General features: G+C 72.4%; 8 protein-coding genes. All 8 read right to left on the bottom strand.

All coding sequences use genetic code 11. The features are described 5' to 3' along the window. Positions 1–61: 61 nt before the first annotated feature. The gene (locus AMK22_RS29650; RefSeq protein ID WP_073790060.1) at positions 62–1,636 is read right to left on the bottom strand and encodes a SagB/ThcOx family dehydrogenase; all 1,575 of its coding nucleotides are present in this window, start codon (positions 1,634–1,636) and stop codon (positions 62–64) included. A 105-nt stretch (positions 1,637–1,741) separates the two neighbouring features. Beyond that, positions 1,742–3,754 carry a TOMM precursor leader peptide-binding protein gene (locus tag AMK22_RS29645; protein ID WP_073790128.1) on the bottom strand — a complete coding sequence of 671 codons (2,013 nt, stop codon included), beginning with the start codon at positions 3,752–3,754 and terminating at the stop codon, positions 1,742–1,744. Then, positions 3,744–6,077: a TOMM precursor leader peptide-binding protein gene (locus tag AMK22_RS29640; RefSeq protein WP_079186460.1), complete on the bottom strand. Its 2,334-nt coding sequence runs from the start codon at positions 6,075–6,077 to the stop codon at positions 3,744–3,746. Before AMK22_RS29640 ends, AMK22_RS29645 begins: the two co-directional genes overlap by 11 nt. A 5-nt stretch (positions 6,078–6,082) precedes the next feature. Next, on the bottom strand, positions 6,083–8,065 hold the full coding sequence (locus AMK22_RS29635) for an AfsR/SARP family transcriptional regulator (RefSeq protein ID WP_073790132.1): 1,983 nt from the start codon (positions 8,063–8,065) through the stop codon (positions 6,083–6,085). 9 nt (positions 8,066–8,074) lie between these two features. Beyond that, positions 8,075–8,350: a hypothetical protein gene (locus tag AMK22_RS29630; protein WP_073790058.1), complete on the bottom strand. Its 276-nt coding sequence runs from the start codon at positions 8,348–8,350 to the stop codon at positions 8,075–8,077. A gap of 391 nt (positions 8,351–8,741) precedes the next feature. Continuing rightward, positions 8,742–11,330 (bottom strand): ABC transporter permease, encoded by a 2,589-nt coding sequence (locus AMK22_RS29625; protein ID WP_073790056.1) that lies wholly within the window; start codon positions 11,328–11,330, stop codon positions 8,742–8,744. Next, complete coding sequence (locus tag AMK22_RS29620; RefSeq protein WP_073790055.1) at positions 11,327–12,115, bottom strand: ABC transporter ATP-binding protein; 789 nt, start codon at positions 12,113–12,115, stop codon at positions 11,327–11,329. The genes AMK22_RS29625 and AMK22_RS29620 overlap by 4 nt, the downstream gene beginning before the upstream one ends. 446 nt (positions 12,116–12,561) lie before the next feature. Further along, a complete protein-coding gene (locus tag AMK22_RS29615; RefSeq protein ID WP_079186459.1) occupies positions 12,562–16,524 on the bottom strand; it encodes a DUF11 domain-containing protein in 3,963 nt (1,320 codons plus the stop codon). Positions 16,525–17,140 lie beyond the last annotated feature (616 nt).

Raw genomic sequence — 17,140 nt, 5'->3', positions numbered from 1 at the left:
CGGTCGTCGTCTCGTCGTTCTCATGGATGGCCGCGCACAGCGTGGATGGCCGGTCACAGCGCTAGGCGATCTCGTACCGGAAGTCGGCCGGGGCGGGCCGCTCGTTGCCGATCATCATGATCAGCAGCGGCGCCTCGCCGGTCCCGTCGAGACCGAGTTCCTCGATGTACGAGATGTTGTCGAAGCCGAGCGCGACCCCGCAGCCGATGCCGACGGCGGACGCGGTGGTGTAGGCGGTCTGGGCGATCGCCCCGACAGCGGCGTTGACCAGGCGGTATCCCCGGTCCCCGACGGCGTCGAGGACGGCGTCGGTGCGGACGGTGGGCACCAGGACCGCGGCTGCCTGCTCCAGGTTGTAGTTGGAGAGGAAGTAGTTCTTCTGGAGGAAGGCGCCCGGGTTGCCCGCCTTCACCAGACGCAGGCTGTGCGCGTCCGGGTCGTACTCGTACGCGCCGGGCTCGACGCCCTCGACGTGGCAGACGAACGCGTAGAGCTTCGCCAGCCGTTGCGCGCCGGTGTCCCCGCCGATCCGTGAACCGGCCACCGAGGCCGCCAGGCAGGATGCCAACTGCTCGGCGGTGATGGGTTGTTGGGCCTCGAAACGGCCGAAGCTGCTGCGGCGGGCGCGCAGCGCGGTGCGGACGTCCGTGTCGAGCGGCGGGCAGGCGGGCAGCGGGGTCCCGGGCCGGTCCGGGTCGACGGGGTGCGCGACGGCGGGATCGAGCGCCTCGGGGGCGGGGCGTTCGGCCCCGCCGGCGGCGGTGACGTTCTGCATGCGCCGGAGCGCGTCGAAGGCGAGGACGGTGCGCGAGCGTTCCTGGTCGCGGTGGTGCACGGACACCGGGGAGGGGGACGGTGCGGGGGCGGTGGCGCCCGCCCACCTCAGCGGGACGACGGCGAAGACGCCCTCCGCCTCCGGGTCCGCGCCGAGCAGCCGCCCGAGCCGTTCCTCGTCGAACCACAGCGCGGGCTCTACGGACAGCCCGCGCGCCCCGGCCCACAGCCGCCAGGTCTGGACGCACGCGCCGAGGTCCATGGACACGGCGTGGAAGGAGAAGTTGTTGTACTTGAAGGCGTTCTGCCAGTACTTGATGGTCAGGACCAGGTACTGGTCGGTGTCCGGACCCGGCGCCCCCTCGCCCAGCGCCGCCCGCACCTCGCCGGTCACGTCGCCGGTCAGCAGCCGCCGCATCGCGTGGTGCCGGGTGGAGTAGTAGTGCACCCCGGGCGGTACGGGACCGCTCGGCCCGGAGACCCAGTGCACGGCGACCGGGTAGAGGCCGCCGCCGGACGCGGTGCCCCGGGACCAGTTGGCGAGCGGGTAGTGGGGCAGGGCGCTCAGGTCGGTGTTGGCCTGGACGCCGAGGCGGCGGCCGGTCAGCCCGTAGGAGTCGCGGAGCATCCCGGAGAGCAGCGCGAGGTCGAACGCGCCGTCCGTGCCGGCGTCCTGGGCCAGACCCCGGTCCAGGTCCGCGTGGGCCGGGTAGTCGCACTCGGGCAGCGGCAGGCTGTCGGTGCCGGGGTAGAACTTGGTCTTGCGCGGGCCGTCCGCCCAGTCGGGCACGAAGTCGGCGGGGTCCATCGGGACCCGGCCGCGCTGAAGGATCGCGGCGGCGTATTCATGGGCGTACCCCATGGCGGGCTCCTCGGTCACGGGAAGGGGTGCGGAACGGGGCCGGGTGCGGCCCGGCCGGGGCGGATGCGGGACCGGCGGTCGTCGAAAGGAGTGCGGGACCGGCGGTCATGGGAAGGGATGCGGGGCCGGGTTGAGGTCGGCGTCGGTCAGGTCGTGCTCGCGCAGCCCGGCCACGCGCAGGGCGGTGCGCAGCCGGTCCATGCCGAGCGCCCGCTGACGGCTCCGGCCGAAGTCGATCGGCAGCAGCCCCGGCACCAGGACGCCGACCGTGGTCAGCCCCAGTTCGCGCTGCTCCGGCATGGTCTGGTCGACGACGACCACGTCGAACCCGGCGGCGGCGACGGCGTCCACGCACCGGGTCAGGTCCTCGCGCAGGTCGTCGGAGACCGGCAGCACCGAACCGTCCCCGTACAGCGCGTCGAAGGACCGTTTCGGGGGGCGGGGCTCGCCCGGTCCGCCGAGCAGGAAGCGCGCGTGGTGACCCATCTCGGGCAGCCCGTAGACCAGCGGGTGGTCGTGCAGCGCCTCCACCCGGTCGAAGTCGGCGGCCATGGCGCGCAGCCGTTCCAGGTCGCCTTCGGTACGGCGGCGCAGGTTCACCGCGTCCGTGGCGATCTCGCACAGCGCGCCCGCCAGCGCCGCCTCCGGGTCGAGCCCGGCCCCGGCGCCGAAGCACATGAGGCCCGGCCCGCCGTCCCGGCGCACGGCCACGCCCGTGACGACGGGGATCGGGAAGGAGATCCGGGTGTCGAAGAAGCGGGCCTCGTAGCCGTACATCTCCAGCCGGTCGATCATCTGCCGGGTGGCGGGGCGGCGGCTGGTGGCCGCGTCGATCTCCGGCAGCGCGGCCCGGCCGTACCAGGCGAGCAGGAACGCGTCGCGCTCGACGACCTCCATCAGCCCGAAGTAGACGGCCTCTTCGAGGCAGCCGCCGGAGGCGCAGCCGTTGGAGCTCTCCTGGACGAACCGGTTCTCCAGACCGGGCGCGTGGTAGTACGTGAGGACCTCGGGCACCAGGACCGTGCGCCGGTCGCGCAGGGACCAGCCCTGCACCCAGGGGATGGGGCGGTCCGGGGCGAACGGGACCACCCGGGGGTTGGCTCGGTGGAAGTCGTCCGAGTACAGCCCGCACACCCTGGGGTCGAGCGCGTGCTCGCCGCGGGCCCTCAGGGCGTCCAGGGAGTCCGTCGTACCGGCCCGTTTGGCCCGGGACCGCATGCCCGCGTACCGTTCGAGGCCCTCCAGCACGCCGATCCGCATGCTCTCGGCGAACGTGTCCGCGTGGCCGCCCCAGAACGTCTCGCGCAGGTACTCCCCCGAGCGCATGGAGAAGCAGCCGATGGTGGCGGACGTGGAGGTGGAGGAGACGTCCTGGACCACGGAGGGGCCGAGCGACCCGCACACCGGGTTGGCGTACGGCTCCATCGGCAGGTCGTACGTCCCGATGTCCCGCACCCGGAAGCCGCCGGGGCGGCGCTTGGGCGCGGGGCGCAGGGTGAGCGCCGCCGCCTCGGCCGTGTCGGCCTCCGGCACCGCGCAGCGCGGGCACTCCGGGTCGGGCACCAGCGGGTAGTGACGGACCGTCAGGGTTTCCAGGTCCACCAGGTGCACGGCCGGGCGGACGCCGGTTTCCGGCCCGTCGCCGACCAGCCGGGCGGCGATCAGCCCCGCGAGGGCATGCGCGGCGAACGGGGTGACGTACGGGGACTCCCCGGCGGCCCGGGTGCCCGAGCCCAGCTCCAGCGCCTCGCGCAGCGCGACGGAACGGACCGCCTGCCAGCGCCGCTCCAGGCAGTGGACGCACGTCCGGCCGCCGTCCTGCCCGCCGCTCCCCCGGGGCGCGAAGGGACCGACGACCGCGTGCCGGCCGTAGAACCGGACGGGCACGGCGGGATCGGGAGCGCCCTGAGCGACCGGAGCGGTCGCGGTGCCCGCGCCGACCGGGGCGGGCGGCTCGTCCGGCGCCCCGTCCGTGAAGGCGTCGCGCACGCCGAGCGGCGCCACGTCCAGCGGGGGCGGCGTCCCGTGCCGGGCCAGCGCGTCCCGCAGCGCCGCCGCGAGGGCGCGCGCGGAACGGACCGGCGGGGGGTCCTGCCGGACCGGGGTCTCAACGGACATCGGGCCCGCCCTCGCCGTCCGCCGCACCGTCACCGGCCGTGCTCGTCGCGTCCGGGGCCACCGGGGCCGCCGCGCCGCCGTCGACCGTGAGCAGCACCCGGGCGGTGCTGATGCCGCCCCCCGCGAGATCGGCCGGGGTGGTCGGCACGTACAGGGCGTCGCGACCCGCGTCGGCGAGCCGGTCGAGGATCGCGTCGAACGTGGTCTCCGGCCCGTCGACCGTGACCGAGCCGCCGGTCACCGCGACGGACCCGGCCGCCAGGTCACGGACCAGCGGGTCGCCCGTGTCGACCGGGGACTCCGGGTCCTCGGCGGCCAGTTGGGCCTGCCCGAGCAGGTCCCGCAGCGCCGCGCAGGCCGCCGCGCGCCGCGACAGCCCCGCACCGGCCGCCCAGCGCCCCCGGCCGTTCCCGCCGTCGGCCTCCCGGGCCAGCACCACCTGCGCGGAGGTGCGCCCGCCCTCGCCCAGGTCCAGCAGTTCCACCGAGAGATCCAGATTGGCCGCGGACTTCAGCAGGAACACCAGCTCCGGATCGTCCCCGTCGGCGGCGACCGGGCGGACCTCCGTCGTGCCCCGCAGCGCCCGCAGCAGCGCGTCGTGCGCCAGCGCGGACATCAGACCGGTGCCGGCCGCCTCCCGCTCGTCCGCGCCCGCGCCCGCGCCGGCCCTCGTCGCGAGATGGACGCGCTCCCGGTTGTGCGCCCCGAAGGTCCGTACGGCCGCGGCGGGCACCCGGACCGGCTCCTTGCCGATCAGCGAGGTGGCCACGGTCCAGGTGTCCGGGAGCGCCCCGGTGCCGCCGCCGGTGGTCAGCGCGTCCGGGCCGAGCACCCGGTCCGCCACCGCGCCCCCGGCCGCGCCGAGGGGCACCACGTGTTCCACGTACGCGGTCGCCGCCGCGTACAGGGCCCGCATCCGCGCCCCCGCCAGGTGGTGCACGTCGAAGGCGGCGATCCGCCGCCGCTCCCCGGCCCCGAGCGCCACCTCGACCCGGCTGATCTTCAGCGGGGTCTGGGTCAGCGCCTCGTCGTCCCAGCGCCGCAGGATCCCGGTGTGCGGACGCACCAGCGCCGCGCTGTACCGGTTCAGCTCGTCGACCATGGCCTCCGCGTCACGGGCGGTCTCCACGGTCGGAGTGACCGGCAGCGCCAGCCCCTCGGGCAGGACGGCGGCGGGCTCGCGGTCGTCCAGGGCGGCACAGCGCCCGCAGCGCGGGTGCGGGCGGACCGGCTCGGCCATCACGTCCAGCGACGCCAGGTCCTGGATCAGGACCTGGCGGTCCGTCTCGGCGGGCAGGGCTCCGGTGGTGAGGCGGAAGACCTCGTAGCCGAGGAGGTTGCCCACCATCGCGGCGACCGGCCCGGACAGGGTGTCCCGGGACTGCGGGGCGGCGCCCGCCGCCTGGCTCCACAGCTCGGCGGCCTCCCCCGCCGCCACGTTGCCGCCCAGTCGCAGCACGGCGCAGGACCAGCAGCCGGTGGAGGCCGCGGTGGCGAGCGGCCCCACCACCAGGCGCTCGCCGAACAGCCAGGCCGGGACCAGGGTCCGGCCCTCGGGCACCCCTGCGGCCAGCAGCCGGTGGGTGCGCGGCCCGGCCCCGGCGCCGGTCATCACCACGACGTCGTACCCGTCGAGCTCGGCCCAGCCGGCCCCCGCCCCGGCGGCGATCCGGTCCGCGCGGGCGGCGGCCCGGCCCGCCTCGGCGGTCACGTCGGCGAACTCCGTGGTCGTGCCGATCCGTACGCACCCGTTGCGCAGCAGGCTCAGCGCGCACCAGCGGGCGATCTCGTCGTCGCCGAGGACCGCGACCCGGGTGGCCCGGAAGCGGGCGAAGCGTTCGGGGGCGCCGTCGGCGTAGTGGTCGACGTAGGCGATCTGCGCGGCGAACCGCTCCGCGACCTCGTCCGGCACCGCCTCGGCCTCGGTGCCGGGCTCGGGCACGTCGCGGGCGAACTCCCGCTCGTACAACGTCTTGACGAGCTCCGCGGCCATCGCCCGCTGGGCCGGTCCGAAGCCCGCGCAGAGATCGGCGAGCCGGTGGTGGCCGGTCAGGTGCGGGACGACGAGGGAGGCGAAGCGGTAGGCGGTGCGACCGGCCAGGTGGAACCCGCCGTCGGCGTTGTGGAAGAGCACTCCGCCGGGGGTCTCGGTGAACAGCACGTCCCGGCGGATGCGCGGCCGGGTGGCGGCCAGCGCGTCGAACGTGGCGGTGGACACGGGAGCCGGCGACGCGGGTGCGGTCGCAGTGGTCCCGGGGGTGCCGCCGGTGGTCCCGGGGGTGCTCCCGGCGGTCTTCTGGGTGCTCTCGGGGGTCTCGGCCATGGGGGTCACACCTTCTCTGTGCGGCGGATGCGTTCCTGGTCGGTTCTTCGCGCGTGGGCGCGGAGCAGTGCGTGGATCCGGTACGGGCCCGGCGGGCCGTCCTCCAACAGCCCGGCGTCGGCGAGCCGTTCCAGGTCCGCCTCGGTGACGGCGGGAACGTCCTCGGGCCCGAAGCCGTCCCCGGGGGTCGCGGCCACCCGGAGGAACGCCTCGGACAGCCTGGGGTCGAGCCGGTTCAGCGCGCCGTCGAGGACGGCGGTCACGGACAGGCCCGGAGTGTCGGTGAGCGTGAGCCGGGCCAGCGGGTCGTCGCCGAGCCAGTCGACGGCGTCACCGAGCCGCAACGCGGGCCGGGTCAGCAGTCGCGCCGTCAGAATCCTTAGGGCGAGCGGGAAATGACCGCACAGCCCGGTGAGTCGACGAGCGGCGTCCGGTTCCGCCTCGACGCGTTCGGACCCCAGCACGGACCGCAGCAGCGCGTACGACTCGGCCCCGGTGAACGCGGACAGCCGCTGCACCCAGCCGCCGTGCGTGGCGACGAGCCCGGCGAGCCCCATCCGGCTGGTGACGATCACCGCCCCCTGGGCTCGCGCGACGGCGGGCAGCAGCGGGCGCACCTGGTCGGCGTCCACGACGTCGTCGAGGACGAACAGGACGCGTCCCCCGTCCGGTGCGGTACGCAGGGCCGCCGCCACCTCCGCCCGGACGGCGGCGGGGTCCCGGGGCCCACCGTCCAGCCGGGTCATCCGCACCAGCACCCGGCCGCCCGGGAAGTGATCGCGCGTCAGGTGTGCGACGTGGTGTGCCAGCGCCGACTTGCCGATGCCGGGAGCGCCCGACACCAGCACGGTGGGCGGGTGCTCGGCGGCGTCGCCGAGCGGGGCGGTGAGCCGGGCGGCCGTCGCGGCGGTCTCGGCCTCCCGTCCGGTGAAGTTCGGCACCGGCGAGACCGTCGGCGGCCCGGCCGCGCCGACAGCCGCTCCGGGCAGGTCCGCGTCGGTGACCGTTCCGGACGGGTTCGCGCCGGTGACCACTCCCGGCGCGGCCGTACCGACGGCCACCGCTCCGTGCGGGGTCGTACCGGTGGCCGCACCGGCGTCGAGCGCGGCGGCGCCGGTCGCTCCGGACCCGGCCGCGACGCCGGCCGGCGGCAGCGCTGCGGGGCCCGCCGCCGTGACCACGGGCCCTTCGAGGATCCGCGCACCCGCACCCGCACCCGTGCCCGCGGCGGCAGCGGCGGCGGCGCCGAGGTCCTCACCGCGCAGGATCGCGAGCTCCAGCTGCTGGAGAGCGGGCGAGGGATCGACGCCCAGTTCGTCGAGCAGGAACCCCTTCACCCGGCGGTACTCCGCGAGGGCCTGGGTCTGCCGGCCCGTACGGTACAGCGCCTCGATCAACTGCTCGTGGAGCCGCTCGTGACCCGGGTATACGCGCGTAGCTGTCCATAGTTCGACGAGGGCCTCGCCGTCCCGTCCCAGCACCAGCAGCAGGTCGCAGACCCGTTCCACGCTCCGCAGCCGCTCCTCGGCCAGGCGCGGCACCTCGTCCCGGTGCAGCACGTCGGAGCGCACGTTGGCCAGCAGGGAGCCCTGCCACAGCGACAGCGCGTCCTTCAGCTCGCACAGCTCCGCCTCCGGATCGTGCGACAGGACCTCGGCCCGCCGCACCTGCTCCCGGAAGCCAAGCAGGTCGAGGGTGTGCGGTCCGGCGGTGATCCGGTAGCCGCCCGGCACCGCCTCGATCGACGTCTCGGTCACCCCGTGCTTGGTGAACAGCCGGCGCAGCCGCAGTACGCAGGTCTGGAGCGCGGCCTTGGCGGTGGCCGGCTGCTCCTCCCCCCACACGGCCTGCTGGAGGTAGTCGGCGGACACGACGGTGTTGGCGTGCAGGAGGAGCGCCGCCAGCAGGATCGTCGGCTTCGACGGCGGGAGCACGACGGCCTCCGGGCCGTCCGTGAGGGTCAGCGGACCCAGCAGCTGAAACCGCATCACCGCGGTCTAGTCCCAGCCATTGACCAGCTTGCACACCTGCGCGGGTGCGGAGGACACGGGCAGCTGGGCCACGATCGCCCCCAGCTCCGTGCAGACCCGCTGGACGAGGTGCGCGGGAAGGTCCTCGCCGGCCCCGGCCTGCGGGAGGGCGGACCGCTCGGCGGGGACGGTACCGGCACTGGCCGTACCCGCGGTGAACCCGAAGGCGGCGAGGGCGATTCCCGTGACGGCGGCGGTGCGTGCGAGGCCGGCCGGCTTCCGTGAAAGCGAAGAACTGAACACGTTTTCCCCTTCGGCTGGTACGTCCTGCCGGGGGTCCCCGGCAGAACGACGATGCCAGCGGGGAAGGGGCACGAGCGGGCCCGGTCGTGTCAGCTTGCTGCACCTCCCGCGGCAGCTTCGTGCAACCGCCGCCCCGCGCACGGGGAACATCCGGGCGGCACGGGCACGGCGCGACACCGCACGACACGGCGCGACACTTCATGACACGGCATGACACGACAGCGGCCCCGGGGTGTTTGGAGGAACACCCCGGGGCCGGTCAGTCATCCTACGTCGACGCGTACACGGCGATCGCACCACTCGGTGACGGTGCGACCGTTCCATGACGCCGCGGTCGATCCGTGACGGTTCCGTCGCTCCATGACGGTTCCGTCGGTCCGTGCCGGTTCCGTCAGTCGGTGGCGATCGCGTTCAGGACGTTCATCCTGCCCGCCCGGAACGCCGGGACCAGGGCCGCGAACAGGCCGACGAAGGCGGATCCGACGAAGACCGTGAGGATCGTCGGCCACGGGATCTCCAGGACGCCGAGCCCCTCCAGGGCCAGCAGCTTCTGGGCCGCCGTGCCCCAGCCCATGCCCAGACCGAGGCCGAGCAGGGCGCCGAAGACCGCGATGACCACGGACTCCAGCCGGATCATCCGCCGCAGCTGACGCCGGGAGAGACCGATGGCCCGCAGCAGGCCGATCTCACGGGTCCGCTCGACCACGGACAGGGCCAGGGTGTTCACCACGCCGAGCACCGCGACGATGATCGCGAGCGCCAGCAGCCCGTAGACGATGTTCAGCAGCTGACCGATCTGGTCCTCCACCATCTCCTTGAAGTCCGCCTGGTTGCGCACCTCGTACTGCGGGTACGGGGCGAGGGCCTTCTTCAGCCCGTCGTACGCCTCCTTCTCCTTGCCGTCCACGGCCTTGGCGAACATGAGCATGTTGTCCGGCACGGCGTCGGCGGGAAGGTACCGGGCGGCGGTCGTGATGTTGACGTACATCGAATCCCGGTCGACGGTCGCGTCGTCCGAGGTGATCGCGGCGACCTTCAGCTTCGCCGTCTCACCACCCGTGAACGCGACGGTGATCCGGTCGCCCACCTCGATGTGGTGGTCGGCGGCGAACTTCTCCCCGACCGACATGGCGTCCGGGCCGTACGCGTCGGCGATCTTCCCGGCGACGGTCTCGCGACGGACGTCCTCCGGGTAGGTGGGGTCGGCGGCGGACAGGCGCGCGCCCTTCTCGACGGAGCCGTCCGGGGTGGTGAGCCGGGCGCCGACGAGCTTGTACTCGGTGAAGTGCTCGATGCCCGGCGCGGACTCCACGGCCTTCGCGGCCTGGTCCACCAGGAGCGAGCCCGAGCCCCCCTTCGGCTGGACGATGAAGTCGGCACCGACCGACTTGTCGAGTTCGTCGGTGGCCGAGGCGACCATCGAGGAGCCGACGACCGAGAGGCAGGCCACCAGAGCGAGGCCGATCATCAGCGCGGCACCGGTCGCTCCGGTGCGGCGCGGGTTGCGCAGGGCGTTGCGTTCCGCGAGCCGGCCGACGGAACCGAAGACCCGCAGCAGTACCGCGCTCAGCACCCGGACCACGAACCCGGCCAGCAGCGGCCCGATCACGACGAAGCCGACCAGGCTGAGGACCACGCCGACGCCGAGCCACAGCGCGCCCGTGCCCGACTCGTCGGCCCGCGTCGCGGCGTACAGCGCGGCGCCGCCACCGAGGGTGAGGACCAGACCGATCACGGCCCTGACCCGTCCGGCGCGCCCGTCGGCGGGGGTCCCGGCGTCGCGCAGCGCGGCCATCGGGGAGATCTTCCCGGCACGGCGGGCCGGCACGTACGCGGCGACGACGGTGACGACGACGCCGAGCACCAGCCCGGCCACCGGGGTCGTCCACACGACGGTGAGGTCCTGGGTGGACAGCTCCATGCCCACGGCACCCATGACCTTCATCAGCCCGACGGCGAGGCCGATCCCGGCGCCGACCCCGAGGACGGAGCCGACCAGACCGAGGAGCAGCGCCTCGATCAGCACGGACCGGTTGACCTGCTCGCGGCTCGATCCGATGGCCCGCATCAGCCCGATCTCACGGGTGCGCTGGGCGACCAGCATCGAGAAGGTGTTGACGATCAGGAAGATGCCGACGAGGAAGGCGATCCCGGCGAAGCCGAGCATGGCGTACTTCATGACGTCCAGGAAGGAGCCCATCGAGTCCTTGCTGGCGTCCATGGCCTCCTTCTGGGTCTGGAGCTCGTACCCGGAGGTTGTGCCGAGCGCGGCGGCCACGTTCTTCTTCAACTCGGTGTGGGCGACGCCGGGTTCGGCGGTCACGAAGACGACACTGAAGACTCCGGGCGCACCGAGCAGCTTCTTCTGCGCGGTGGCGGTGTCGAAGTAGACGGCCGCCGCACCGGGGTTGGTGACCTTGAACGTGACGATGCCGCTGATCCTCGTCACGAGGTCGCCCTGGGCGGTGATGGTGCGCAGGGTGTCGCCGAGCTTCAGCTGGTGCTTGTCGGCGGTGTCGGCGTCGACCATGGCCTCGGTCGGGCCGCGCGGCACGTGACCGGAGGTGATCTCCATCGAACGCAGGTCGTTCTTCGTCCAGTTGCGTGCGATGGTCGGGGCGCCCGTGGTCGAGCCGATGTTCTTGTCGTGGCTGTCGACGACGGTGACGGAGGTGCTGACCACGGCGCCCTCGGCGTGCCGCACGCCGGTGGCCCGGGCCGCCCGCTCGACGGCGGTGGCGGGCACGGTGGCGGGCCTGCCGTTCCCCTGGGGCGGGGCGTCGTCCTCGGGCTTCTCGGGCCTGACGGTGACATCGGCCGCGGTCGCGGCGAAGAGCTTGTCGAACGTGGTGCTCATGGTGTCGGTGAAGACGAGCGTGCCGCACACGAACGCCACCGACAGCAGGACCGCGACGGCGGAGAGCGCCATGCGTCCCTTGTGCGCGAGGAAGTTGCGTCTCGATGTCTTCCAGACCGTCATGACGTCCGCCCGCGCGAGTCGAAGTCCTTCATCCGGTCCAGGACCTGGTCGGCGGTCGGGTCGCGCATCTCGTCGACGATCCGCCCGTCGGCGAGGTACAGCACCCGGTCCGAGTAGGACGCGGCCACCGGGTCGTGCGTGACCATGACGATGGTCTGGCCGAGTTCGTCGACGGACCTGCGCAGGAAGCCCAGCACCTCGGCACCGGCCCGCGAGTCCAGGTTCCCGGTGGGCTCGTCGCCGAAGATGATCTCGGGCCGGGCGGCGAGCGCCCTGGCCACCGCGACCCGCTGCTGCTGGCCGCCGGACAGTTCGGTCGGCCGGTGCTTCAGCCGTCCGGCGAGACCGACCGTCTCCACGACCTGCTGGAGCCAGGCCGCGTCGGGCCTGCGCCCGGCTATGTCCATGGGCAGGGTGATGTTCTCCAGCGCGTCGAGCGTGGGCAGCAGGTTGAACGCCTGGAAGATGAAGCCGATCCGGTCGCGGCGGAGCTGGGTGAGCTTCTTGTCCTTGAGCCCGGTGATCTCCGTCTCGTCGAGGAAGATCTGGCCGGAGGTCACGGTGTCCAGCCCGGCGAGGCAGTGCATCAGCGTCGACTTGCCGGACCCGGACGGGCCCATGATGGCGGTGAACTGCCCGCGGTCGATGTCGACGTCGACGTGGTCGAGCGCGACGACCCGGGTCTCTCCCGCCCCGTACGCCTTGACGACCTGTCGTGCTCGTGCGGCGACGGCAGTAAGCCCTCCAGTGCCCCCATGCCTGGGAATGGTCACAGCCGTTGTCACGGTATTTCTCCTATTTCGGTTGGTACTCGGGATGTCGCGGTGATCGAGGTGTCGCGGTGGTCGGGATGTCGCGCGGTCGCGGAGGTCGCGGCGTACGTGTACAGCCTGCTGTTCCCGCGGGTCCGGCGCGCTGGTGCACGGCCCCGTGTTCGGGTGGGGTTTTCCCCACCCCGCCGCCGTGGCCGGCCGTGTCCGCGGTGGCGGCACGCTGCGGAAACACGCTACGGAACCGCCCGTGACCGCCACGTCGTCCGCCGGGACGAACCGCCCCTGCGCAAAAGTGAGGGGCGGCCCTTAAGGGCTCTCCCTCCTCGGGAGGAGCCGTCCGGGAAACGTGGAGGCGCCCGCCGGGCCCACGGTCGGTTCCGTGAGCGCGGCGGGCGCCGGTACGTGCGGGTACGAGCCGGTTCTGGATCAGTCCCGTCTCAACCCTTCAGGGGTGCGGGTCAGTTGGTGCGGCGTCGGCGCTTGCTGACACCGAGGACGAGTCCACCGGCGACCAGCAGCGCGCCACCGACCCCGAGGAGGGTGAGTGCCTGTGCGCCCGTGGATGCCAGCCACCCGGAGGGCTTGTGGGCCGGCGGGACCGATCCGGTTCCCGGGACGTACGGGGTGCCGGGCCCGTTCGGGGCACCCGGTCCGTTCGGGACGCCCGGTCCGGCGGGCTTGCCGCCCGGCGTGATCTTCACCGTGGAGCTGGCCTCGGGGGAGAAGACCTCCTTGTCGCCCGACTTCCCGGAGGCGGTTGCCTTGTTGACGACCTTTCCGTTCGTCACGTCCTTGGCGGTGATGGTGTGTGCCGGGGCGGTGCAGTCCATCGACTTCCCCGGTGCGAGGCTCGTCGCCGGGCAGGTCACCTGGCCCGCGGTGGGGTCCGACACCTTGATGTCGGTGACGGTGCGGGTGCCCTTGTTGGACACCTTCAGCGTCCACTCGATGCGGTCACCGGCATCGGTCCTGCCGTTCTTGTTGACGTCGACCGGCTTGGCGGTCTTGACCAGGTCGAGCCGTCCCTCACCGTTGGGCGGAACGGTCACCTTCGACGGGGGCGACACCGGGGGTTCGGTACCGCCGGGCGGGGTGCCCGTGGCCGTCGCGGAGTTCTCGATCGAACCCGCGTCGACATCCGCCTGCGTCACCTCGTACGACGCCTTGCACGTCACACTCGCGCCGGGCACGAGGTTCGCGGCCTCGTCGGGGCAGACGACGTCGGACAGCTTGCCGCTCCCGGTGAACTCGCCCTCGTTCACCTTCACGTCCTTCAGCGTGACGTTGCCGGTGTTCGTGACGAGGAACGCGTACTCGACCTTCTCACCGGCCACCAGCTCGCCGGGCTTCTCGGCCTTCCCCGTCTTGACGACCGTCAGAGCGGGCTTCGGAGGCGCCGGAACCGTCACCTCCGACGGGGGCGACACCGGAGGCTCGGTACCGCCGGGCGGGGTGCCCGTGGCCGTCGCAGAGTTCTTGATCGAACCCGCGTCGACATCCGCCTGCGTCACCTCGTAGGTCGCCGTGCACGTCACGTTCGCACCGGGCGCCAGGGACGCCGCCCCAGCGGGGCAGTCGACCTCGGACAACTTGCCCGTACCGGTGAAGTCACCCTCCTTCACCGTGACGTCCTTGAGCGTCACATTGCCCGTGTTCGTCACCACGAAGGCGTAGTCGACCTTCTCGCCGGCCACCAGCTCGCCGGGCTTTTCGGTCGAAGCCGACTTGACGACGGTCAGCGCGGGCTCCTGGGGTGCCGGAACCGTCACCTCCGACGGGGGCGACACGGGCGGCTCGGTACCGCCGGGCGGGGTACCCGTGGCCGTCGCGGAGTTCTTGATCGAACCCGCGTCGACATCCGCCTGCGTCACTTCGTACGACGCCGTACATGTCACACTCGCGCCCGGAGCCAACGAACCCGCCCCGGCAGGACAGACCACGTCCGACAGCTTCCCGCTACCGGTGAAGTCACCCTCCTTCACCTTCACGTCCTTCAGCGTGACGTTGCCGGTGTTCTTCACGAGGAACGCGTACTCGACCTTCTCGCCGACGGCCAGTTCGCCGGGCTTGTCCGTCGTGGCCGTCTTGACAACGGTCAGCGCGGGATCCGAAGGCGCCGGTACCTCGACCTCCGACGGAGGCGACACCGGAGGCTCGCCATCGCCAGGAGGCGTACCCGTGGCCGTGGCCGAGTTCTTGATCGAACCCGCGTCCACGTCCGCCTGCGTCACCTCGTACGACGCCGTACACGTCACACTCGCGCCCGGAGCCAACGAACCCGCCCCGGCAGGACAGACCACATCCGACAGCTTCCCGCTACCGGTGAAGTCACCCTCCTTCACCTTCACGTCCTTCAGCGTGACGTTGCCGGTGTTCTTCACGAGGAACGCGTACTCGACCTTCTCGCCCACCACCAGCTCGCCGGGCTTCTCGGTCTTCGCGGTCTTGACGACCTCCAGAGCGGGGTCGGCCGGAGCCGGAACCTCGACCTCAGACGGGGGCGAGACCGGGGGCGGTGTCCCACCGGGCGGGGTACCCGTCGCCGTGGCGGAGTTCTTGATCGAACCGGCGTCCACGTCCTCCTGCGTCACCTCGTACGACGCCGTACACGTCACACTCGCACCAGGTGCCAGGGATGCGGCCCCGTCAGGGCAGACGACGTCGGACAGCTTGCCGGTGCCGGTGAACTCGCCCTCGTTCACCTTCACGTCCTTCAGCGTGACGTTGCCGGTGTTCTTCACGAGGAACGCGTACTCGACCTTCTCACCGGCCACCAGCGTGTCCGGCTTCTCGGACTTCCCCGACTTGACGACCGTCAGAGCGGGCTCGGGCGGCGCCGAGACCTTCGCCTCGGACGGAGGCGACACCACCGGCTCGCCCCCGTCCGGCGGGGTGCCGGTGCCGGTGGCCGTGTTCTGCAGCGCGCCCGCGTCGATGTCCTCCTGCGTGACCGTGTAGGTGGCGGTGCAGGTCGCACTCTTGCCCGGGGCCAGCGGGCCGTCCGGGCACTGCGCCACCGGCGCGGTGCCGGTGCCGGAGAACGAGGTCTCCTTGACGGCCAGATCCTTCAGTTCCACGTTCCCGGTGTTGGTCAGCACGAAGGAGTACGTGATCTTCTCGCCCGCGGCCTTCACGGTGCCGGGGTCGGCCGTCTTCTTCACCGACAGCCCCGGGACCAGGGGAGAGCCCTCGGTCGAGGACTCGTTGTTGTCCGGGGTCGGGTCCTCCTCGTTGGCGACGACCGTCGAGGTGTTGGTGACCGGTGCGGTCATCGAGGCCGGGCTGTCCGCGGTGATGGTGATGGTGTTCTCCGCCCCCGCGAGGGTGCGGCCGCCGACGCAGGTCACCGTGTTGCCAGCCACCGTGCACCCCGACGTCGAGGTCTTGACGTTGGTCAGCGGTGCCGGGACGACATCCTTGACGGTGTAACCGCTGGAGTTTCCGGGCCCGTTGTTCTTCACCGTCAGGGTGTAGGTGACGGGGGTCCCCGGCTTGAACGTCTCGGGGCCCTTCTTCACGACCGCGAGGTCGGTGGGCAGACCGGGCGAGGCCGCTCCGTCGTTGTTGCCGCTGGCAGGGCCGGGCGCGGTCGAGACGAGGGTGAACGTCGGATTCGCCGAGGCCGGGTTGGCGATCTTGATCTGGTAGACGGTGCCCGACGCGTTGTCGGAAACGCCGATGTTGCCGTTGCCGAACGTCCAGGCCGCACCGAATCCGTATCCGGCTTCGGCCGCCGGAACTGCCGCGCCGAGGACCGTGACCGTCTTGGTCGCGCCCAGGAGGTCGACACGGACCATCTTGCCGCCCGCCTCGACGCCCCAGAAGTAGCCGTCCGCGTACGTGAGGTCGGCGGTGGGCGGCACCATGGGCAACTGGATCGTCGACGTCACCTTGCCAGTGGCGGAATCCACCCGGTAGGCCACGTCGGTGGCACTGGAGCCCACGTAGAAGCCGCCGTCAGGGGCGAACGACCCCCAGTTCGCGCCGCCCGGCACGATGTCGGTGCCCACGCGGGTGACGACACCCCCCTGGCCGATACGGATGATCGAGCCGACCGGCATGGCGGTCGACGAGGCGGAGACCACCCCGTACAGATAGTTGTCCGCCGTGTTGTAGCTGATGGCGTTGTAGGTGAGTCCGGCTGCGGCCGTCCCCTCGGGCTGGAAGGTCACGCTGCCGGAGGCCCCGGTGACCGCCTTGTAGAGGCGAGTGGGTATCTCCTGCGCGACGAAGACCGTCGGGTCGGCCGGGTCGAACGCGTCACCGGCCGCCGCGTGCGAGGCGGGGGCGGTGAGCAGCGGGGTCGCGGCGGCGCTGAACCCTGTCAGCATCGCCATGACCACGAGTCCGGTGAGCGAGCGGCGCTTCCTGTGCCGTCCCCGGCGTACGGGTTTCACGTCCCGTGCGGGTTTGATAGCCATTCAGAATCCTCCCGGCTTCCGTCTGGGTCCGGGACGTCCGTCCCCGTGCGCACCCGCCGCCCTGCCGGGCCTCGCATCCCCGTATGCCCCGGGGCGGGACGACGGCCGCCAGGACCGTCCTCCCCCGGGTCCGCTCGTCACGGCACGGAGCCGCCTCAGTGCATCCATTCCTGGCTACCCCTCTGTATGAGACATCCAGCCATTCATGCCGTCAGATCCCCGTAGACATCGCACATGTGACGGTATGGGCATCTAAACCTAAGAAAGGAGTAAAGCACCCAACCGGCCATTCCGCACTAGTTGTCTTTTTTGGGCAATTGTGTCGCCTTGGCCGCGTATAGAGATGACCGGGGGCACACGACCGGCTGCGGACCGTCCGAGACCGGAGCGCCCCCGCGCGGAGGACCCGGGCGGAAGATCCCGGACCCCCTCCCGAAACCGCCAAGCAAGCACCCCCGGCAACACACGGGGAGGCACCCCGACGACACCCGGGCGGCACCTGGACGGCACCTGGACGGCACTTGGAGAACACCCCCCGGGGGCCACGCTCTCCAACGACCGCACACAACTACGCCAATCCCCTCGGCAGTTCGAGCCAGGGTCTCCCCAAGCCCGC

It is taken from the genome of Streptomyces sp. CB01580 (assembly GCF_001905795.1).
In the GTDB taxonomy this organism is placed as follows: Bacteria; Actinomycetota; Actinomycetes; order Streptomycetales; family Streptomycetaceae; genus Streptomyces.
The sequence above is the reverse complement of the archived record's forward strand: the minus strand, read 5'-3'. Positions and strand labels throughout refer to the sequence as shown.